Source organism: Myxococcus sp. AM011 (assembly GCF_013372595.1).
In the GTDB taxonomy this organism is placed as follows: domain Bacteria; phylum Myxococcota; class Myxococcia; order Myxococcales; family Myxococcaceae; genus Myxococcus; species Myxococcus eversor.
Genome location: NZ_JABXEM010000035.1, coordinates 36,122 through 54,873, shown reverse-complemented (window position 1 = coordinate 54,873; position 18,752 = coordinate 36,122). Strand labels below are relative to the sequence as shown.

Annotated in this window: 18 protein-coding genes; 7 read left to right on the top strand and 11 right to left on the bottom strand. The window is 70.0% G+C overall.

Annotation, left to right across the window (positions count from 1 at the left end; translation table 11 throughout):
* A partial coding sequence (locus tag HUW62_RS10040) for a metallophosphoesterase (RefSeq protein ID WP_176434279.1) occupies positions 1-919 on the top strand: 919 nt, incomplete at its 5' end.
* Positions 920-926: 7 nt separating this feature from the next.
* On the opposite strand, the gene HUW62_RS10035 is transcribed toward HUW62_RS10040, so the two are convergent.
* The 3 genes from HUW62_RS10035 to HUW62_RS10025 are packed head-to-tail and all read right to left on the bottom strand — an operon-like array spanning position 927 to position 3,573.
* Positions 927-1,589: a class II aldolase/adducin family protein gene (locus HUW62_RS10035; protein ID WP_163869010.1), complete on the bottom strand. Its 663-nt coding sequence runs from the start codon at positions 1,587-1,589 to the stop codon at positions 927-929.
* On the bottom strand, positions 1,586-2,692 hold the full coding sequence (mtnA, locus tag HUW62_RS10030) for an S-methyl-5-thioribose-1-phosphate isomerase (protein WP_163869009.1): 1,107 nt from the start codon (positions 2,690-2,692) through the stop codon (positions 1,586-1,588). Before mtnA ends, HUW62_RS10035 begins: the two co-directional genes overlap by 4 nt.
* Positions 2,689-3,573 carry an S-methyl-5'-thioadenosine phosphorylase gene (locus HUW62_RS10025; RefSeq protein ID WP_176434278.1) on the bottom strand — a complete coding sequence of 295 codons (885 nt, stop codon included), beginning with the start codon at positions 3,571-3,573 and terminating at the stop codon, positions 2,689-2,691. The genes mtnA and HUW62_RS10025 overlap by 4 nt, the downstream gene beginning before the upstream one ends.
* A gap of 107 nt (positions 3,574-3,680) precedes the next feature.
* Between HUW62_RS10025 and HUW62_RS10020 the strand changes: the two genes are divergently transcribed.
* From HUW62_RS10020 to HUW62_RS10005, 4 genes are all read left to right on the top strand, one after another.
* Positions 3,681-4,052 (top strand): helix-turn-helix transcriptional regulator, encoded by a 372-nt coding sequence (locus HUW62_RS10020; protein ID WP_176434277.1) that lies wholly within the window; start codon positions 3,681-3,683, stop codon positions 4,050-4,052.
* On the top strand, positions 4,049-4,522 hold the full coding sequence (locus HUW62_RS10015; protein ID WP_176434276.1) for an SRPBCC family protein: 474 nt from the start codon (positions 4,049-4,051) through the stop codon (positions 4,520-4,522). Before HUW62_RS10020 ends, HUW62_RS10015 begins: the two co-directional genes overlap by 4 nt.
* The gene (locus tag HUW62_RS10010) at positions 4,515-5,048 is read left to right on the top strand and encodes an SRPBCC family protein (protein ID WP_176434275.1); all 534 of its coding nucleotides are present in this window, start codon (positions 4,515-4,517) and stop codon (positions 5,046-5,048) included. The genes HUW62_RS10015 and HUW62_RS10010 overlap by 8 nt, the downstream gene beginning before the upstream one ends.
* A gap of 146 nt (positions 5,049-5,194) precedes the next feature.
* Complete coding sequence (locus tag HUW62_RS10005) at positions 5,195-5,635, top strand: CBS domain-containing protein (protein WP_205522781.1); 441 nt, start codon at positions 5,195-5,197, stop codon at positions 5,633-5,635.
* 56 nt (positions 5,636-5,691) lie between these two features.
* Here HUW62_RS10005 and HUW62_RS10000 read toward each other — a convergent pair whose 3' ends face one another.
* The 5 genes from HUW62_RS10000 to HUW62_RS09980 all read right to left on the bottom strand — a co-directional run bounded on the left by HUW62_RS10000 (position 5,692) and on the right by HUW62_RS09980 (position 11,736).
* The gene (locus tag HUW62_RS10000) at positions 5,692-6,501 is read right to left on the bottom strand and encodes an alpha/beta hydrolase (RefSeq protein WP_163869005.1); all 810 of its coding nucleotides are present in this window, start codon (positions 6,499-6,501) and stop codon (positions 5,692-5,694) included.
* Positions 6,502-6,536: 35 nt separating this feature from the next.
* Positions 6,537-7,766, bottom strand: coding sequence for a DUF1501 domain-containing protein (locus HUW62_RS09995; protein ID WP_163869004.1), 1,230 nt, complete (start codon positions 7,764-7,766; stop codon positions 6,537-6,539).
* A gap of 126 nt (positions 7,767-7,892) precedes the next feature.
* Positions 7,893-9,299, bottom strand: coding sequence for a lipopolysaccharide assembly protein LapB (locus HUW62_RS09990; protein WP_176434274.1), 1,407 nt, complete (start codon positions 9,297-9,299; stop codon positions 7,893-7,895).
* Positions 9,300-9,318: 19 nt separating this feature from the next.
* Positions 9,319-9,981, bottom strand: coding sequence for a hypothetical protein (locus HUW62_RS09985; protein ID WP_163869002.1), 663 nt, complete (start codon positions 9,979-9,981; stop codon positions 9,319-9,321).
* 117 nt (positions 9,982-10,098) lie between these two features.
* Entirely contained in the window at positions 10,099-11,736 is a 1,638-nt protein-coding gene (locus HUW62_RS09980) for a DUF1800 domain-containing protein (RefSeq protein WP_163869001.1), read from the bottom strand.
* A gap of 244 nt (positions 11,737-11,980) precedes the next feature.
* Between HUW62_RS09980 and HUW62_RS09975 the strand changes: the two genes are divergently transcribed.
* Complete coding sequence (locus HUW62_RS09975; protein WP_255203340.1) at positions 11,981-13,843, top strand: protein-arginine deiminase domain-containing protein; 1,863 nt, start codon at positions 11,981-11,983, stop codon at positions 13,841-13,843.
* Positions 13,840-14,760, top strand: a complete 921-nt coding sequence (locus HUW62_RS09970; protein ID WP_163869000.1) for a hypothetical protein — start codon at positions 13,840-13,842, stop codon at positions 14,758-14,760. The genes HUW62_RS09975 and HUW62_RS09970 overlap by 4 nt, the downstream gene beginning before the upstream one ends.
* Before the next feature lie 7 nt (positions 14,761-14,767).
* Here the strand turns inward: HUW62_RS09970 and HUW62_RS09965 are convergent, their stop codons facing one another.
* The 3 genes from HUW62_RS09965 to HUW62_RS09955 are packed head-to-tail and all read right to left on the bottom strand — an operon-like array spanning position 14,768 to position 18,728.
* Positions 14,768-15,472: a response regulator transcription factor gene (locus HUW62_RS09965; RefSeq protein ID WP_163868999.1), complete on the bottom strand. Its 705-nt coding sequence runs from the start codon at positions 15,470-15,472 to the stop codon at positions 14,768-14,770.
* The gene (locus HUW62_RS09960) at positions 15,469-17,292 is read right to left on the bottom strand and encodes a HAMP domain-containing sensor histidine kinase (RefSeq protein WP_176434273.1); all 1,824 of its coding nucleotides are present in this window, start codon (positions 17,290-17,292) and stop codon (positions 15,469-15,471) included. Before HUW62_RS09960 ends, HUW62_RS09965 begins: the two co-directional genes overlap by 4 nt.
* 8 nt (positions 17,293-17,300) lie before the next feature.
* Positions 17,301-18,728 carry a von Willebrand factor type A domain-containing protein gene (locus HUW62_RS09955; protein WP_176434272.1) on the bottom strand — a complete coding sequence of 476 codons (1,428 nt, stop codon included), beginning with the start codon at positions 18,726-18,728 and terminating at the stop codon, positions 17,301-17,303.
* Between the last annotated feature and the right edge of the window lie 24 nt (positions 18,729-18,752).

Below are 18,752 nucleotides of genomic sequence, written 5' to 3'. Positions count from 1 at the left end.
CTCCCATCGTGCTCGTTCCCGCCGCGAACACCGGCACCGCGCGCCCCCCGCCCTGGGTGGGATGAGCCGCCGCACCCTGCTGACCCACGCGGGGCGCGCGGTGCCGGTGTTCGCGGCGGGAACGAGCACGATGGGAGTCGCGGGCGGCTCCTCGGGCTTCACCGTGAAGTCGGTGGAGGTGCGCCTGCCTGGGCTGCCCCCCGCGCTGGACGGGTTTCGCATCGGCCAGATTACCGACGTACACGTCGGCACCTTCATCGACACCCAGTACCTCCGGGACACCGTGGCGGCGATGAACGAGGCCCAGGTGGACCTCCAGGTGATGACGGGGGACCTCATCGACGACCTGGACCAGCTCGACGGCACCATGGCCGCGCTGGAGTCGTGCAAGGCCCGTCACGGCATGCTGGCGGTGCTCGGAAACCACGAGCACTGGCGCGGCCTCGACGAAGTCGTGCGGGCCTATGCGCAGTCCCAGGCGCGCGGCGGCCCGGTGCGGCTGCTGGTGGACTCGTCACACGTCATCGAGCACGGCGGTCAGCGCGTGCGCGTCGTCGGCGTGGACTACCCCATGTCCGGCCGCAGCCACCGCGTGAAGGCCGAGCGCATGCTCCAGTCCGCCGAGAAGGCCTTCCAGGGCACCTCCCCCGACGAAGTCATCCTCTGCCTGTCCCACCACCCCGACTTCTTCAACAACGCCGCGGAGCGCGGTGCGCGGCTCACCCTCGCCGGCCACACCCACGGCGGCCAGGTGGCGTTCTTCGGCGTGCCCGCGTTCTGGTTCGCCTTCCAGTACATGCTCGGCCGCTATCGCCGAGGGGACCATCAGCTCTATGTGTCCGGCGGCACCGGCCACTGGCTGCCCTTCCGATTGGGCGTCCCGCCCGAGGTGACGGTGCTCACGCTGCGCGCGGCGTAGGCTTTTTTCAGGACGCCACGGGCGGCGACTGCTGCCCGTACGTCTTGAACTTCTCCAGCACCCGCGCCATCTCCGCGTCGTCGAGCAGCACGGGCTCGCCCACTTGAAGCGCCCGCCAGTACATGGCCGCGAGCGTCTCCACCTCCACCGCCAGCTTGAAGGCTCCGGCCAGATTGCTCCCCAGCGCGAGCATGCCGTGGTTCGCCATCAGGCAGGCCTTGCGGCCCTCCAGCGCCTCCAGCACGTGACGCGCCAGCGCATCGGTGCCGAACGTCGCATAGGCCGCGCAGCGCACGTCCACGCCTCCCGCCGCGCAGACCATGTAGTGGAAGGCGGGAATGCCCCGGCGCAGACACGCCAGCGTGGTGCAGAACATGGAGTGCGCGTGCAGCACCGCGCCCACCTCCGGACGCGCCACCAGGATGTCCCGGTGGAGCTGCCACTCCGACGAGGGGCGCCTGCGTCCCTCGTGGCTCCCGTCCATGCGCATGAGGACGATGTCTTCCGGCGTCAGTGCGTCGTAGTCCATGCCGGTGGGCGTCAGCAGGAAGCCCTCCTCCACGCGCAGGCTCAGGTTGCCGGATGTCCCCTGGTTGAGCCCCGACGCGTTCATCTTCCGGCAGGTGGCAATCATCGCCTCGCGCGAGGCGCGGTCATCCCGGCCGCTCACGACACACCCCTCGCGCGCTCCGGGAAGAGCGAGCGCAGCCCCTCCTCGGTGGCGGGACACACGCCCCGCTCGGTGATGAGCGCCGTCACCAGCCGCGCTGGAGTCACGTCGAACGCGTAGTTGGCGGAAGGGCTGCCCTCCGGCGTCACCCGCACCGTGGCCACTTCACCCGACGCCAGCCGCCCGGTGACGTCGCTCAGCTCCCGGCCGTCGCGCTGCTCAATCGGAATCTCCCGCACGCCGTCCCTCAGGCTCCAGTCGATGGTGGGCGAAGGCAGCGCCACGTAGAAGGGCACGCCGTTGTCCTTCGCCGCCAGCGCCTTCAGGTAGGTGCCAATCTTGTTCGCCACGTCCCCGTGCGCCGTGGTGCGGTCCGTGCCGACGATGCAGAGGTCCACCTGTCCGTGCTGCATCAGGTGGCCTCCCACGTTGTCGGCGATGACGGTGTGCGGGACGCCGTGCTGGCCCAGCTCCCAGGCCGTCAGCCCCGCACCCTGGTTGCGAGGACGCGTCTCGTCCACCCAGACGTGCACGGGCAGCCCCGCGTCGTGCGCCAGGTAGATGGGCGACAGCGCCGTGCCCCAGTCCACCGTCGCCAGCCACCCGGCGTTGCAGTGCGTGAGCACGTCCAGCCGTCCCCGACGGCCCTTCCGCGCCCAGGCGGCCTCCAGCAGCTTCAGGCCGTGCCCGCCCATGGCGCGGTTGATGGCCACGTCCTCGTCGCACAGCTCGGCCGCGCGCTTCTTCGCGGCGCCCTCTCGCTCGGAGACGGGCAGCGGCTCCAGCAGCCGGCGCATCTGCTCCAGCGCCCAGTGCAGGTTGACGGCGGTGGGACGCGTCGCGCCCAGGACGGAGAGGGCCCGGCTCAGCGCCGCGTCCGACGCGTCCTCGCGCAGCGCCAGCCAGACGCCATACGCGGCGGTGGCGCCGATGAGCGGAGCGCCTCGCACCCGCATCTCGCGGATGGCGTGCGCGGCCTCTTCCAACGTGACGAGTCGCGCGGTGACGAAGGCATGGGGCAGGCGCGTCTGGTCGATGATTCCCACCGCCTGCCCGTCGGGCTCCAGCCAGAGGGAGCGCGTGGGCTTGCCCTGGACCTTCATCGGTTCAGCACCCGGCCGGCCACGGCGGACAGCTTCTGTACGAGCGCGGAATCCCGAGCCTCGGGCGCGGTGATGAGCGCGTGGTCCAGGGCGCGCTGGCAACCCTGGCGACAGGGCCCCTCGTGCCCGCCGAGCAGCGGGGCCACCTGCTTCACCAGCCCGCGCGCCTTGCCCGCGTTGCCCAGCAGTACGGACACCACCTGGTCCACGGTGACGGCGTCATGGTCCGGATGCCAGCAATCGAAGTCCGTCACCATGGCCACCGTCGCGTAACAGAGCTCCGCTTCCCGGGCGAGCTTCGCCTCCGGCATGTTCGTCATGCCGATGACGTCACAGCCCCACGTCCGGTACAGCCGGCTCTCCGCCAGCGAGGAGAACTGCGGCCCCTCCATCGCCAGGTAGGTGCCGCCCCGCCGAGCGGCCACGCCCAGCGTCTCGCATGCGGACATCACCGCGTCTGCCAGCCGCGAGCACACCGGCTTCGCCATGGACACGTGCGCGACGAGCCCCGTGCCGAAGAAGCTCTTCTCCCGCGCGAAGGTCCGGTCGATGAACTGGTCCACCACCACGAAGACGCCCGGCGGCAGGTCCTCGCGCAGGCTGCCCACGGCGGACAGCGAGAGCAGGTCCGTCACCCCGCTGCGCTTGAGCGCGTCGACGTTCGCCCGGAAGTTGATGTCGCTCGGGGCGATTCGGTGGCCCCGGCCATGGCGCGGCAGGAAGACGACGCGCTGCCCCTCCAGCGTGCCGAAGCACAGCTCGTCGGACGGCTCGCCAAACGGAGAGGCCACCTTCTTCCAGGTGACGTCCTTCAAACCGTCAATCTGGTACAGGCCGCTGCCACCGATGATGCCGATGACGGGTGTCGAGGCATGGGACATGGGCGCGTCTCCCGATAATGAAAGGCGCGCCGAGCGTACCAGCCTCTCCACCCGAGGCCCCAGCTTCGCAGGTTGACAGTCCCGAGCACGGGCTTATATTCAACCTTATGGTTGAACAACATGCCACCCAGCTCGACAATACCTTCCACGCGCTGTCGGACCCGACCCGACGGGCGATGCTGCGCAGCCTGTCCTCGCACGAGCGCAGCGTGGGCGAGCTGGCGGCCCCCTTCCGGATGTCCCTGGCCGCCGCCTCCAAGCACATCAAGGTGCTGGAGCGCGCGGGGCTGGTGCGCCGCGAGGTGAAGGGCCGCACGCACGTGTGCCGATTGGACGCGAAGCCCCTGTCGGAGGTGCGCGACTGGCTCCACTACTACGAGCGCTTCTGGAGCGAGAGCCTGGACGCCCTGGAGGCGCTCCTTCGAGCAGACACACCTTCCCCCGCTGCATCCCCTCGCAAGAAAGGACGCTCGCGATGAGCACCGACACCTCCATCCAGGTCCAGCTCGTCCGCCACTTCGACACGCCCGCCGAGCGCGTCTTCGACGCCTGGGTCGACGCGAAGTTCCTGGGCCAGTGGATGTTCGGCCCGCGCGTCCGCACCGAGCAGGTCCTCCACCTCCACGTCGACGCTCGCGTGGGCGGCACGTTCTCCTTCCTCGTGCGTCGAGGGGAGACGGACATCGACCACATCGGCACGTACCTGGAGGTCGACCGTCCGCGCCGCCTCGTCTTCACCTGGGCCATTCGCGAGGACGTCATGACGGAAGAGGACATCAGCCGAGTGAGTCTGGACTTCCGTCCCCAGGGCACGGGCTGCGAGCTGACGCTGACCCACGTCATGTCCTCCAAGTGGGCCGAGTACGCCGACCGCACGCAGGCGGGCTGGGCCACCATGCTCACCGCCCTCACCCGCGCGCTCGTCCCTCAGGAGTCGCACCATGGCTGAGTACGGAGCCGTCACCGAGCCGCAGACGGTGCGCCTGGAGCGCGTGTTGCCCGGGCCCATCGAACGCGTCTGGGAGTTCCTCACGGACTCGGAGAAGCGCGGTCAGTGGCTGGCGGCAGGAGCGCTGGAGCCGCGCGAGGGAGGCCGCGTCGAGCTGCGCTTCCTCCACTCCACGCTCTCCCACGAGCCCGTGCCCAAGCGCTACGAGGTCATGCGCGATGGCCACCGGCACATCGGTCACGTCACCCGCTACGAGCCTCCCCACGCGCTGAGCTACACCTGGGCCGAGCAGACGGGCGCTCCCTCCGAGGTGACGTTCGAGCTGAGCGAGCGCGGCACCGAGGTGCTGCTCGTCCTCACGCACCGCCGGCTCGTCACTCGCACGGACAGGGTCAACGTCGCCAGCGGCTGGGACACACACCTGGGCATCCTCGACGACCGGCTCTCCGGTCGGGAGCCTCGGGGCTTCTGGTCCACGCATGCCCGACTCGAAGCCGAGTACGAGCAGCGACTTCCCCACGACTGACGCCCCTCGCCCCGTCGCTGGCCAGTCCTCGAACCACGCCCCCGCATCCCGGGCCGACCGAACGGCGGACGCTCTGGACTCACCCTGTCGCCTTCCGCGAAGAGGTCCACCTTCCCGGGGAGAGTCATACGCCCCGGGAGGCCGCCATGAACGTCGAAGAAGTCATGTCCGAGAACCCCGTCACCTGCCTGCCGGACACCGGCATCGAGCAGGCGGCGCGGTGGATGGTGGAATGCGACTGCGGGGCCCTGCCCATCATCGACGTGGACAACAGGCCCATCGGCGTCATCACTGACAGGGACATCACCTGTCGCATCATCGCCAAGGGGAAGGACCCCTACATGCTCAACGTGAGCGATGCGATGTCCACTCCCGCGGCCACCGTGTATCGCGACACCAGCCTGGAGGACTGCCTGGAGTTGATGGAGCAGAGCCAGGTCCGTCGCATGGTGGTGCTCGATGACGAAGGCTCCGTCTGCGGCATGGTGGCGCAGGCGGACCTGGTGAAGCAGTTGGGCGCGGAGGAGACCGCGGAGCTGATGCGCGAGGTGTCCGTCGACTCCGAGTCCCCCTCGCAGGTCCACTGAATCGAAGACACCCCCTCGGGGCGCGCGACAACGACACCCGCGCCCCGGGGCCCGCTTCAGCTTCCGCCCAGGGCGAACACGGCCATGCGGCGCACGCGTTCCAGCCCCGACTGCTCCAGCACATCGTTGTGGCCCGCTCCGGGCACCGTCTCCACGGTGGCGTGAGGGAAGCGCGCGCCCAGCCTGCGCCCCATCTCCACCGGAATGAGCGTGTCCTGCTCCCCATGGATGATGAGCACCGGCAGGGTGATATCCGGCGCCTTCGACGTGGAGTCGAAGCGGTCCCTCATCAGCAGGGACGCGGGGAGGAATGGAAAGGCCAGCCCCGCCACCTCCCAGATGGAGGTGTAGGGCGCCACCAACATGATGCGCGCGCCGTGGCCCCGACGCGCCATCTCCACCGCCACGCCCGTGCCCAGACTGCGGCCACTGAGCACGGTGCGCTCCGACGGCACGCCCTGCCCTCGCAGCATCGCCAGCGCCGCCTCGGCAGCCGCGTAGATGCCCTGCTCCGAGGGTTGTCCGGGCGACGCGCCATAACCCGGGTACTCGACGGCCAGGAAGCCCAGGCCGTTCTGGTTCATCACCGTGCCCAGGTCGAGCTGGTCCAGCAGCTGCTCTCCGTTGCCATGGAAGTGCACCACTGTCGGCGCCCCAGGAGGCCCTGGGAGCTGGAGCACGTCCACGTATGCCTCACCCGTCAACGGCAGGCGCCGGAAGCCGAGCTGCGCTGGCAGCGGTATGGGCGCCTTGGGCGCCGGGTAGAGCAACGGACGCTGGAGCGCGAAGGCCGCGACACACAGGCCCAGGTACACCACCGCGAAGACGGAGAGGACGATGAGGAGCACGCGACGTGGCCGGACCATGAGAGTCCCTCCAGTCTGCCCCATCCTGGCCCGCGCTACGCGAAGAGGCCCAGCGACGGGCCCGGGGTGAAGCCTGGGAACACCCGCGTCAGGTCCACGCCAGGACGGCAGGCACTCAGCACCTCGGCCAGTGGCGCGCGCACGTCCGTCCACGCGGGCACGTCCCGGCCGTCCTGGAGCCGGTCCGGGGTGAGCGACTCGAAGCGCCCGTAGACGCGGCCACCCTTCACTCCGCCGCCGAGCACCAGCATCGCGCTGCCCACGCCGTGGTCCGTTCCCCGGCTGCCGTTCTCCCGCACCGTGCGGCCGAACTCCGTCAGCACCACCACCGTCACCCGCCCCAGGAGCGGACCCACGTCCCGCGCGAAGGCGGACAGCGCGCCCGCGAGCTCCGTGCACCGGTTGGCGAAGGTGCCCGTGGCCGCGCCCTGCGCCGCGTGCGTGTCCCAGCCGCCCATCTCCGTCGCCGCTACTTCCAGGCCCACGTCGCCGCGGATGAGCCGAGCGATATCGGCGAGCCGCTGCCCCAGCGGGCCGCGCGGATACTCCACGCCCGAGGTGGGAGGCAGCCGCGCCAGGTGCTGCTCGTCCAACTGGGAGAGCGCATCGAAGGCGCCCTGGCCCGTGGTGCGCAATGCCTGGTCCACCGCACCCGCGTAGAGCGCCGCGAAGCCCCGCGTCGCCTCGGCGCCCCGCTTTCCCGCGCGGAGGCGGAACTCCTCCAGGCGACCCATCGCCAGCGCGCCCGCGTCACCGAACAGCGCGCGAGGCAGCGTGGCTTGCAGGGCCACGGCGCGCAGCGGCGCGGCGGACTCCTCGGCGGAGAGGGCGCGGTTGAGCCAACCGTCCGGCGTCGACTTGCGGCCCGGCGTCCCCGACTCCACGAAGTCCTGTGCGTCGAAGTGCGAGCGCACCGGCGTGGGCAGCCCGACGCCGTGCAGCACCGCGAGGTGGCCCTCGTTCCACAGTGACATCAAGGGAGCCAGCTGGGGATGCAGGCCGAACGGACCCGACAGCTTCAGCGCGGCGCCTTCGCCCGTCGCTCGCAGCGCCAGCGTGGGCCGCGCGCGGTGGTAGGCCGCGTCCTCCACGGGAGGAACCAGGGAGAGGCCATCCACGCCTCCCCGCAGGAACACCGTCACCAGGGTGCGACGCGAGGCAGGTGAAGCGAGTGCCCGGTTGGAGAGCGAGGGGGCGAAGGCCAGCCCCACACCGGAGAGGCCCAGGGCGCGCAGCAGGAGGCGTCGGGACAGCAGCAGGCTCATGGTTTCCGTGAAGCTCCGGCGAGTGGAGACAGGCTCCGTCCAGCGACACAACACCGGACCCCGCCGGAAGTTACGAACCGCGATTCAGGGGGCCCTGTCCCCCTCTTCCAGACACTCGCGGAGGGCTCAGTGCAGGCGCGTGTCGAAGCCGAGCGCCCGTCCCCCTTCAAAATACTCCGGATGGTCGGCCACCAGCGTGGCTTCCCACTCGTTGACGTCCTTCAACAACCGATGGTCCGGCGCGAGCTTCCGGGCCGCCTCCCAGCACATCCAGGCATCCCCCGTCGCGTATTCGCTCAAGTAGATGTCACCCAGGTCCTTGTAGGCCCCCGCGAGGAACGGGTTGACCTCGATGGCGTCGAGCAGCAGTCCGCGTGCCTCCTCATCCTCCTGGAGCGCGCGGTGGGTGCTGGCCTGGAACGTATTGAGGACGTGTGCCTTGTTTCCGGCGGGCCCTCTCAGCTCGACATAAGTGGCGACCACGGCCCGGGCCTCCGCTTCGTTGCGAGGAGGCTGCGTGAGGGCCTCTCGCAGCCTCCGCACGTGCACGTCGGTCTCCTGCTGAAGGAGGGCCCCGAGTTCCGACGGCGACACATCGGTCTCCAGGCTCAGCTCCATCAGCGCGAGCGTCCCTTCGAGCCCGCGACCGGCCTGGAGGGATTGCTTCGCCTCCGCCATCCGTCGCGTCACCACCTCCTGGTTGTCAGGCACCTCCCCCAGGAGCACACGCTCGATAGAGGCGTTGACGGGGCTGTCCTCATGGGGGCGAAGCACCCGGCGAAGTCCTATGAGCGGAAGCGCGACATCGGGCACGACGTCGACAGCGTGGACGCGCAGCGAGACTTCATGTGCCGGGGACTCGAATGGCTGCCGCGCGAAATAATGGATGTCGCGAGGAATGCGGTCCCCAGAGGCCAGTCGCTCCAGGACAAGTGGGTGGCCCTGATAGACGTACCGCAGGAACTGGACGAACTGTCGGACCTGCTCGGGCGGAGCATCCGTCCCTTCGTCGGAGAACGAGAACAGCCGACGTCCCGCGGCGGTGGCGAACACGGTGTGCCCCCGCTCCGACACGACCGAGATATCGCTCCGCGTCGACCCACCGATGACGGACCGGAAGAAGCCACGGAGCCCGCCGCTCCAAGGAGTCTCGCTGTCAATCGTCCGCCCTCGCGACTTGTCGAGCGCCGAGAGGTGATGTTCCGCCATGACGGGCTCGAGCTCCGCCGTGTCGCCCTTTCCGGCGGCAATCACGGACCGACCCAGCTCACGGTTGGCCAGCTCCATGTGACGAAAGCCCACGGTCGCGAACAGCGACTCCTCCCGGTACGTCCTCGCGGCCTCATCCAGCACGATGCGACGGCGGCGCGCGAAATCCAGGAGGACGTCCGTCCCTGAAGCTTCGCGATAGCGAAGCCAGTCCCGCTCCAGCCTGACCTGCATCGTCCGGTTCCGGGCGGGAACAGGCTCCGCACCCTTCGGCCCGGCTCTTCCGCCGGACTCGGTGACGCGCAGCTTCAGGTCGAGCGCCATGTCCCCTCCAGATGGCTGCCTAGAGAATGGCCCTGACGAAGAGAGATGAGACCCACACGGCCCAGAGGAGTGAAATGGCGAGCAGGACGGCGGCGACCGGGCGCACCCACGTCGGCGTCGGCGACTTTTCGCGCCAGGGCAAGAGCATCAGGTAGCCGCCCGCCAGCGAGGGAATGGGGAGCAGGTTCAGGGACGCCATCCGCGCGCTCATGATGCCCCACGCCCGCACCAGCTCTCCGTCACGGAGCAACCCGACGAAGCGCTCCACGCGCCCCGGCAGCGCGGGGAGGTTGAACACCGCGGGGAAGCCCTCGGTGAACTGATGGAAACCCTCCGCGGGCCCCAGGCACGCCATGGCGACGCCAATCTGCACGTACCAGGGCACGGCCAGGGCCAGGGCATGCAGCGGGGGTGGCAGCGCGAGCAGCCGGCTCTTGAGCGTCTCCGTCGAACCTTCCTCCGCCTCAGGCACGAACGACGCGGAGCTGCCCAGGGTGATGGGGTGCAGGCTCCAACCGATGCCGGCCATGCGCCACGCCACCAACTGGGGCCCGTAGCCGATGCGCACCGCGAGAGGGCGCGCCCCGAAGGCACTCGCCACCACCGCTTGCGCCAGCGCCCACATCACGTTGACCGCGAGGAACAGCACCCACAGCCAGAAGAAGAGGGCGACTCTGTCCATGTCTGGAAGTCTAACCTCATTCCACCAGGACTGACTCCCGGGTCCGTCCAGACGCCCTGTGCCTTCTGTCTCGATAACGCACGAGGGCACGGCTCATGAGCGTGTGTCTTTAGCAATCTATTGTCGCTGGAACTCCGGCGAGCCGAGCAACAACCCGGCAACGAGTTGCACATCCACGGGGCTCGGCTCTCCTTCGGCGCTGGCGGCCTCGGTGCGCTTGGACAGCGCCGCGAGCACCGTGGCCCGTGTCTCCTCCGAGGGCGTCGTCCCCAACAGCGCGCGCCCCAGCGTGTCCACCCAAGCCTCCGCCGTGGGCGTCGACGGCGTGGCCAGTGACGCCAGTGACACGCGCGCTCCTGGCACTCGCCCCGACACCAAATCCAGACTGAAGTTGAGCCGGGCCACCAGCGCGCCACTGTTCACCCACGGCGCCGCCACTTCCGGAAAGCCCGTGGGCGCGGGCGCGCGGTAGAGCGGCTCCCCCATCCTCGCCAGCGCCTGCACCAACCTGGGACGCACCTCCACCTGCGCCCCCGTCGCGCGCAACGCCGACACGACGAACTCGAACGGTGTCTTCACCTTCGCCCCGCGTGCCTCGGGCGCCCAGAACTCCGGCGAGTCGATGAGCGCGCGGTACATCGTGGGCAGGTCCCCATCCGAGGAGAGGAACACCTTCGCCAACCGGTCCACCAGCGCCGGCGGCGGCGTGTCCGAGACGAAGCGCCGCGCCAGCTTCGTCGCGAGGTGACGCGCGGTCGCCGGGTGCCGCGCGAGCAGGTCCAACACCTTCTCTCCATCCGCCTCGCCACCGCGCGCGGGGATGACCTGTCCGAGCACCTGCTTGGCCTCCATGTCATGCGCCCGCCGCCGGAAGACGAACTCCGGCTCGCGACGCGGACGCCGGATGCTCCACCCCGTGAAGCTGCGCGCCACCTCCCGCACGTCCTGCTGCGAATAGCCGCCGTCCACGCCCAGCGTGTGCAACTCCAGCAGCTCGCGCGCGTAGTTCTCGTTGAGGCCCGGCTTCGGCTCGGACTCGGCGGGGTCCTCGTCGTCGCCGTCCCCGTCATCCTCCATCATCATCGGCGCCACGCCACGCCTCGTCAGACGCTGCCCCAGCTTCGGCATCCCGTCGCGAGTGCTCCTCCAGTTGTCCAGGTAGAAGAGCATCGCCGGGTGGCGCGCCGTCGCCTCGAGCAAATCCCTGAAGCGTCCGAAGACATGCGGGCGAATGGCGTCGCGCTCGTAGGACGTCACCATCCACCTCACCGCGCCTTTGTCCGCGGACACGTTGAAGTGGTTGAACCAGAAGTCCACCAGCACCTCCTCGAGCGGATTGGGCCCCTCCACCGCCCGGAGCACCTTGGCGGCGGACAGCTCCAAGCCAATCCGCACGGGCCGCATCAGCTCGCGGCCATCCAGCAGCGCCTGCTCCCGCTCCTTCTTGCCCGGATAGTCGCTGGCGAGCTGGGTCATCGACATCGTCAGGGTCGGAAACTCCTGGAGCTTCGCCTCCAACGCCGCAGACACCGGGGCGTCCTTCCGCGCGAGCCGCTCCTCCACCCAGCCCCGCACGCCCAGCCGGCGGACCTCCGCCAAGTCTCTCTCCGATGGCCCGAAGGCCCACCGCTGAAGCAGGTGCACCTCCGCCCCGGGGCCTTGGTCCGGTGGCGCTTCACTGCGAACGACAGGGTGCGGGGTGCTCGCACATGAGAGCAGCACCACCGCCAGGGAGCAGAGGGACAGAAGGCGCATGACGAAGCCTTGAACACGCGGAGGCGCCCGAAGTTACAGCGCGTTCATCGGCACTCGTCTGCCCTCCCCTCGGGCCGCCTCGACGAAAGCACTCGCGATGTCAACCATCACTTGCCGCGCGAGGTCCGCCCCAGACCACACCAATCGTTGCTTGAACCTGGGGCCAGGATACCTTTCGTATGGATTCCAACGATGGATGGGTGCCCCCCGGCACCAGGCCGGTCAACCATCGACCCGGACCTACATGAGCCCTCCACCCGACATGCGCGTCCCCGCGAGAGCGTCCCTGGGCGTGCTGCTCTCGCTGATGCTGCTCAGCGGCTGCGACGCCTTCGACTGGAACAGCGACACGAGCGGCACCTCGGACCGCCTCACCGCGCCCTTCGAGCCCCATGTGAACCTGCTCGCGGACGTGAATCGCGACGGCACGGTGAACGCGGCCGACGAAACGGACGAGGAGCTGTGGACCGCCGAGCGGGGCGCCATCTTCCTGGCCAACATCGACGATGACCAGAAGCGGTGTGCCTTCAGCATGTCTCCGTCCGCCATGAGCGATGACGCGCTGGAGGCCTGCAACGACGCGGCGGACTCGGAGATCAACGGAGACGAGGACCTGTGGGACCTGGCGCGGCTGCGCGTGGAGCGCTGGGCGGAGGCCCCGGACTACGCGGTGGGCACCGTCTCCGTGGGAGGCCCCGCGAGCGAGAAGGTGCGCCTGTTCAAGCAGATTGGCGACGAGTTCTTCTCGTTCCGCATCCCCAACCTCCTGCCCTTGTCCGCGAAGGACTTGAGGGAGGGCGTGAGCATCGCCCTCGAGGCGAAGGACATCGTGAGGGACCCGGACCTGTGGGACGGGTACGCGGACGTGGTGCTGACCATCTACCACGTGGACCGGCCGACGGAGCGCTTCCAGGACACGGTGCGCCTGCGCGTCGCGCCGGTGGTGATGTTCCACCACCTGACGCCGGTGCGGAACGTCTACGTATCGCGGCTGGATGACGAGGATTCGTCGCGCTTCCGGCAGGAGCTGGGCGGGGCACTCGCCGAGTCCGGTGAGCCGACGGCCTTCTCCGAGTTCGCGGTGGATGACCTGTGGGCGCAGGACTATTTCGAGCCCGCGTACATGTCGATGCCCAGGTTGGGTGGCCGAGGCGCCCAGCACGTCATCCAGGTCAACTACCGCGCGGCCAACGCGAACTGGAACTCGTCCCGGATTCCGCTGCGCGAGGCGGGCCGCATCGTCTACTGGCTCCGAGGCAGGGACCAGGCGGCGGTGTCGCAATACCAGCCAGGCCTGTCCGCCGAATCCCAGACGCTCAACTCCCTGGGCAACACGGAGGTCATTCCTCCCTATGAGAAGGACGGCGTGAAGTATCCCCTGGGGCGCCTGTTGCGCGGCCGGGGCCCCAGCTCCGAGCCCGACTTCCAGCCCGACCCCAGCTTCACGAAGATGTTGGACGCGCAGGCCGTCCAGCCGGTGGTGTACCTGGACACGTCCTGGCTCGCGGTGGCGCACGTGGATGAGACCATCAGCTTCCTGCCCGCGAACACACCGCGCGGTTGGATTGCGCTGGTGGCCGACCCCGCCCAGGCGCGGCGCCTGTTGATGAAGGCCCTGGAGGAAGGACACGGCGAGTCCAAGCTCTTCGAGGACAGGCGCTGGCTGTACGACCGCCCCGCGGAGGTGACGGTGTCGGCGCTGCTGGACCATGCCGGGGTGATGGACACCAGCGCGAGGGCGGCGCTCGAAATCGACGAGCAGCTGCGAATCCTCCGCGCGGAGACGGGCCTCACCGACGACGAGATTGTCCGCGTGCCCTTCCTCTTCCAGAGCGCGCCCAACGGCGCCACGGCGCTGCAACCCGGGACGGTGAACCTCCTGTCGGTGTCGCGCTCGATGGTCATCGCGCCGGACCCGCATGGGCTCGTCATCGACGGGAAGGACATCTTCAAGGCTCAACTCGAGGAGGCCCTGGCGCCGCACGGCATCCGCGTGCACTGGACGGACACCTGGGACCTCTACCACGTGGGCGGCGGCGAGATTCACTGCGCGACGAACAGCGCGCGCGACGTGCCTTCAGCGAAGTGGTGGGAGAGCGGCCGATGATTCGCGCACTGACCTGGAGCATGGGAGCCGCGCTGCTGTTGACACTGTCCGCTTCTTCCGCCCGCGCGCAGACGGGCACCGACGACGGGCTGGGCGCGCTCCGGGAGGAAGTGGCGCGCGCGCGCAAGGAGACGCCCGAGGCCTTCGTGCGCCTGGAGGCGGTCATCCCGCAGGTGACGGTCCTGGACGCGAGGAAGCGGGGCACGCTCGCCGCCGCCGCCGCGCTGTTCCGGGATTTGGGCGCGCAGGCGCTGTGGCCCATGGTGGAGCGGCTCGCCTTCGACGACGCGGGGCAGGCGCCGCAGCCCGTGCGCGACTCCGCGAAGCTGGCGCTCCAGGTGGGCATGGTGGAGGCCACCGGTGACTTGCGCGACGCGCGGCTCCTGCCGTTGTGGAAGAGCCTGCTGGAAGGCTCGGAGACCCGGCGTCCCGCGCGCCGTGCCGCCGCGACGGCCCTGGCGAAGCTGGAGTCCCCGGAGGCCGCGGCGCTGCTCATCGCCCTCTCCCATCAGGAAGGCTCGCGAGGAGAGACGGTGCGAGAGGCCATGGGCCGGTGTCGCAGGCTGGTGATGGCGCAGGCGCTGGCGGAGGCCCTCGCGCTCAATCCGGCGCCCTCGGAGACGCGTCGGCTCGCCGTGGCGCTGGGCGACGTCGGCTCCTTCTGGGCGTGGAAGACCTCGCAATCGAAGTCCCGCGAGGAGGAAGGCGCCGTGCGCCGCGTGGCCGCCGAGGCCCTGGTCGGCGCTTGGATGAAACAGACCGGCGACATCCAGCAGGCCATCACCCAGGCCCTGTTGCGCGTGGATGCACCGGAGACGGTGTCGCTCATCCAGGCGATGCGGACCCGGACAGAGGAGCCGCGCCGCGCCGCGCTGGAGGACCTGGAGCAGCGGATGCTGCACAACCCGCTGCGCTGAAGCGGCGTCAGGGCGCCTCGATTTCCATGCGGTAGCCCACGCCGCGCACCGTCTGGATGGCGAAGCGCGAGGCGCTGTTCCAGCCAAGCTTCTTCTTCAGGCTGGAGACGAAGTTGTCCACGGTGTGCGGGTCCACGACGACGTCGCGGCCCCACACCGCGTCCAGGATGTCGTCGCGGCGCAGCACGCGCTCACGCTCGCGCACCAGGAAGGCGAGCAGGTCGAACTCCGTGCGCGTCAGCTCCACGTTGGTGCCCTCGGGCGTCTCCACCTTGCGGCGGTCCAGGTCCATCCGGTAGCCGCCGAAGCGCACCTGCTTCGCCGGAGCACCGCCACCCGCGCGGCGCACCAGCGCGCCCACCCGGGCCAGCAGCTCGCGCAGGCGGTAGGGCTTGCCCAGGTAGTCCTGCGCGCCCGCCTCGAAGCCGCGCACGACGTCGTCCTCCAGCGTGCGCGCGGTGAGCATCAACACGGGCGACGTGACGCCCTCCTCGCGCAGCGTCCGGCACAGCGTGTAGCCATCTCCGTCCGGCAACATGACGTCCAGGAGGAGGAGCTGGAAGGCGCGGCGCGCCAGGTGCTCGCGAGCCTCGCGCACGGTGGCCGCCTCTTCCACGGCGTAGCCGCCCTGGTGCTCCAGGCTGTCGCGCAGCGCGAGCCGCAGGTTCGGGTCATCCTCCACGAGCAGGATGGTGGGCTGGGTGGGGTTCATGGCGTCGCGTTCGGGGGAAAGGAGAGCTCGAAGGTGGTGCCCTCGGGACTGGAGGCCACCACGTGAAGGGTACCGGAGTGCAGACGCATGATGCGGCGACACAGCGCCAGGCCCAGGCCACTGCCAGCCACTTCCCTGCCCTGTCCTGGAAGGCGGACGAACTCCCCGAAGACGCGCTCCCAGTCCGCCGGGGGAATCCCCACGCCGTTGTCGGAGAAGCGCACGCGTCCACCGGTTAGTGTCTCCACGCGCAGGCGCACGGGGTCGCGCGTGTTGTAGGCGCAGGCGTTGCGCGCGAGGTTGGAGAGCAGCAGGCGCAGGAGCTGGGCGTCGGCGCGCAGCGTGAGCTCCCCTGCTTCCGCCTCCAGCTCCACGGGGACCTTCGACCAGGACTCCAAGTCCCGGCGCAGGAGCGACACGATTTCGTCCAGGCGCACCGGCTCCAACCTGGGCACCCAGCGGCCCTTGTCGATGCGGTTGAAGGACAAGAGGTTCTCCACCAGGAAGCCCAGCCCGTCCGCCTCGCGGACGATGCGCGCCGGATAGTCGCGGGCGTCGGTGCCCTCGGCGAGTCGCCACTCCAGCGTCTCCGCGAGCAGGCGGATGGAGGCCAGCGGCGTGCGAAGTTCATGCGACACGGTGGCCACGAAGTCGCTTTTCAGCTCCAGGAAGCGGTACTTGCGGTGCTGCGCGAGGAAGGCCAGCGCGGCGATGCCCAGGGCCAGCCCCGCGCACAGCACCACCATGCCCGTCTTCAAGCGGTAGCGGCGCTCCAGCGCGGTCTCCGCCCGGGCCCACTCGGGCGTGGCCACCGCCAGCGGCAGCGCTTCCAGCGACAACACTGGCGCGTCTCCGAGCAATCGCACGCTGCCCTCCGCGTCCAGCAACCCGCGCTCGCGCATCTCACGAGTGAGTGACGCCAGCAACTCCGTGGCGTCCACCGCCACGCCGCGCACCTGGTTGCCACCGCGGGGCTCCAGGTACCACCCGGCACGCACCAGGGCTGGGCCCGGGAGCAAGGCCGGCAGGGGCAGCGGGCTCGCCGTCAGCTCTCGGGCTCGCGACGCGAAGTCGTCCACTGGCGCGCCCACCTTCGTGGACAGCGCGGCCACCCGCTCCATCAGGAACTGGAAGTCCGCTGGGGTGAAGCGCGAGCGGCGTGACAGCAGCAACCGCTGGAGGCCATCCAACCGGCCCCCCTTTCCATCCGCCAGTCCGTCACGCACCAGCGCCTGCATGAGCTGCGGCACCGGGTCGCCGCGCTCCGCGAGCGACTCCAGCACCACCAGCAGGCCCGGCACGTCCCGCGTGGAGGCGAGCACGTATTGCGAGCGATGTTGAAGCAACGCCATCAGCGCCACCGTGGAGGCCCGACGGTCTCCGCGCGTGAGCGCCAGCTCGACCGCCCGCGTCCGCGCGAGCCGCTCCGCCCACGGGTCGTCCAGGTCCTCCGCCACCTCCGTGCCCGCGCGCAACCGTGCGTAGCGTTCGCGGGCGGGCGACACGTCACCGGTGTCGTGAAGCGCCAGGCGGGGCAGCACCTGGGTGCCGCGCTCGCGCAGGTACAGGCCCGTGGCGGGCGCGAGCGGGTCCGCCACCGCGGCCTCCAGGGCGGGCTTCGCCGTCTCCAGCTTGTCGTGCAGTGACTGCGTCAGCGACGCGCGGGCGTACTGCTCCAGCGCCTCGCGTCGCGAGTCGAGCGAGAGGCGCGCGTCCTCCCGCTCGTTGGCGAAGATGCGATGGAGGTAGCCCAGTCCCCAGCCGAGCCCGGCGAGGCCGAGCACGAGGGCGACGAGCATGGGAAGCAACCTGCGGAGCATGCTCGCGGCTACCTTCCGGGGGCCGGGAGGTTGTCGGGGTCCATGTTGGACAGCGAGCCTGGAGGGCCGAAGCGGTCCTTGCGCTGGTCCAGCGTGCCTGCCTTCTTGATGAGCGCACCCAGCTCCACCACGTCCGGACGACTCGCCAGCGGCTCGCCGATTTCCTGCCAGAGCGCATGGAGCCGCGCCCAATCGAGCGTGCGCGTCCAGTAGGAGCCCCGCAGCTTCTCCGCGAAGGCGGCGGCCACGTACGTCAGCCGCGTGGAGGGAGCGACGCGGGTGGCGGAGGAGCGCAGGACGCTGGAGGGCAGCAGCTTCTGCACGCGGCGCCACATGGTGTTCTCGCCCTCTTCGTAGAGGACACGCAGCGTGCCGAAGGCGATGGCGGGGCCCATCAGCTTCACTTCGTAGACAGCCGTCACCGAAGTGCCCGCCGCCAGCGGCACGGCCACGGGCTCCGCGTCATCGTCGAACGGCTCCGGCGTGGCGGACTGGTTCTCGTACCCCACCAGGCGATAGCGGGCCACGGCCTTCCGGTCGAACTCCAACTGCACGCCCACGTCGGTGAAGTCCTCGCGGGCCCGCACGCTCACGCGCACGACGTGGTAGCCCTTGCGGCTGGGCGACGGGAAGCCCTCCACGTGGATGACGAACGGGCCCACCGCGTCGCCGTCCTCACCCAGTTCGAAGGTGTTGACGAAGTCCTCCACCCGCACGGCCTCTTCCGCCGGCAGGGAGTCGCGCTCCAGATAGCCTCGCGTCAGCGCGTACGACGCCGTGCTCACCTGCAACGTGTACGTGGAGACGCGCTCCTCCTCCGTGTCGATGGTCGGATTGACGCCATGGCCGCGCGTGTCCGAGTCGCGCAGGGGCCTGCTCCCCGGAGTGAAGAAGAGACTCTGCCCCGCCCCCTCGGGCGCGAGCGTCGACGCCTGGGGCAGCGCCCAGGGCGGCGCCCTGTCTCGAATGTCTCCAGCACGGGGGACGACCATCCACGCGACACCATCCGACTCCAGCCGCAGAGGCGGGGCGAACGGCGCCAGCGGCGAGAAGGAATGGGACGCGGTACCACTCGCCACGGCGGGAGGAAGGGGCGAAGCGAGGGGGGACAACTCCACCGACACGGTGAGCGTCTGGCCCGCCTCCACCTTCACATCCACGCGCGTGGAGGCCTGGAAGGACTCCTTCTCGAAGCGCAGCGTGTAGAGGCCCGCCGGGAGCGAGGGGAGCTGGTAGTGGCCCCGCGCGTCCGTCAGCGTGGTGCGCGGCGACGCGAGGGCCGAGGACGCGGCGGAGACCTTCACCCCCGCGAGAGGTTGCTGGCCGCGCGCCTGGAGGACCGAGCCCGACACCGTGCCCGAGCCGCCCTGGGCCCACGCCGACATGGCGAGGCACAGGAGGACGCCGAGCAGGGAGCGCAGGAGAGCGGTCTTCATCGTGGGACCAACGCGGACACCGGG

Excerpts from the sequence above, each read along its gene's own strand:
- mtnA (WP_163869009.1), bottom strand. The coding sequence starts at position 2,692 with ATGAAGGTCCAGGGCAAGCCCACGCGCTCCCTCTGGCTGGAGCCCGAC.
- HUW62_RS10025 (WP_176434278.1), bottom strand. The coding sequence starts at position 3,573 with ATGTCCCATGCCTCGACACCCGTCATCGGCATCATCGGTGGCAGCGGC.
- HUW62_RS10020 (WP_176434277.1), top strand. The coding sequence starts at position 3,681 with ATGGTTGAACAACATGCCACCCAGCTCGACAATACCTTCCACGCGCTG.
- HUW62_RS10015 (WP_176434276.1), top strand. The coding sequence starts at position 4,049 with ATGAGCACCGACACCTCCATCCAGGTCCAGCTCGTCCGCCACTTCGAC.
- HUW62_RS10010 (WP_176434275.1), top strand. The coding sequence starts at position 4,515 with ATGGCTGAGTACGGAGCCGTCACCGAGCCGCAGACGGTGCGCCTGGAG.
- HUW62_RS10005 (WP_205522781.1), top strand. The coding sequence starts at position 5,195 with ATGAACGTCGAAGAAGTCATGTCCGAGAACCCCGTCACCTGCCTGCCG.
- HUW62_RS10000 (WP_163869005.1), bottom strand. The coding sequence starts at position 6,501 with ATGGTCCGGCCACGTCGCGTGCTCCTCATCGTCCTCTCCGTCTTCGCG.
- HUW62_RS09995 (WP_163869004.1), bottom strand. The coding sequence starts at position 7,766 with ATGAGCCTGCTGCTGTCCCGACGCCTCCTGCTGCGCGCCCTGGGCCTC.
- HUW62_RS09990 (WP_176434274.1), bottom strand. The coding sequence starts at position 9,299 with ATGGCGCTCGACCTGAAGCTGCGCGTCACCGAGTCCGGCGGAAGAGCC.
- HUW62_RS09985 (WP_163869002.1), bottom strand. The coding sequence starts at position 9,981 with ATGGACAGAGTCGCCCTCTTCTTCTGGCTGTGGGTGCTGTTCCTCGCG.
- HUW62_RS09980 (WP_163869001.1), bottom strand. The coding sequence starts at position 11,736 with ATGCGCCTTCTGTCCCTCTGCTCCCTGGCGGTGGTGCTGCTCTCATGT.
- HUW62_RS09975 (WP_255203340.1), top strand. The coding sequence starts at position 11,981 with ATGAGCCCTCCACCCGACATGCGCGTCCCCGCGAGAGCGTCCCTGGGC.
- HUW62_RS09970 (WP_163869000.1), top strand. The coding sequence starts at position 13,840 with ATGATTCGCGCACTGACCTGGAGCATGGGAGCCGCGCTGCTGTTGACA.
- HUW62_RS09965 (WP_163868999.1), bottom strand. The coding sequence starts at position 15,472 with ATGAACCCCACCCAGCCCACCATCCTGCTCGTGGAGGATGACCCGAAC.
- HUW62_RS09960 (WP_176434273.1), bottom strand. The coding sequence starts at position 17,292 with ATGCTCCGCAGGTTGCTTCCCATGCTCGTCGCCCTCGTGCTCGGCCTC.
- HUW62_RS09955 (WP_176434272.1), bottom strand. The coding sequence starts at position 18,728 with ATGAAGACCGCTCTCCTGCGCTCCCTGCTCGGCGTCCTCCTGTGCCTC.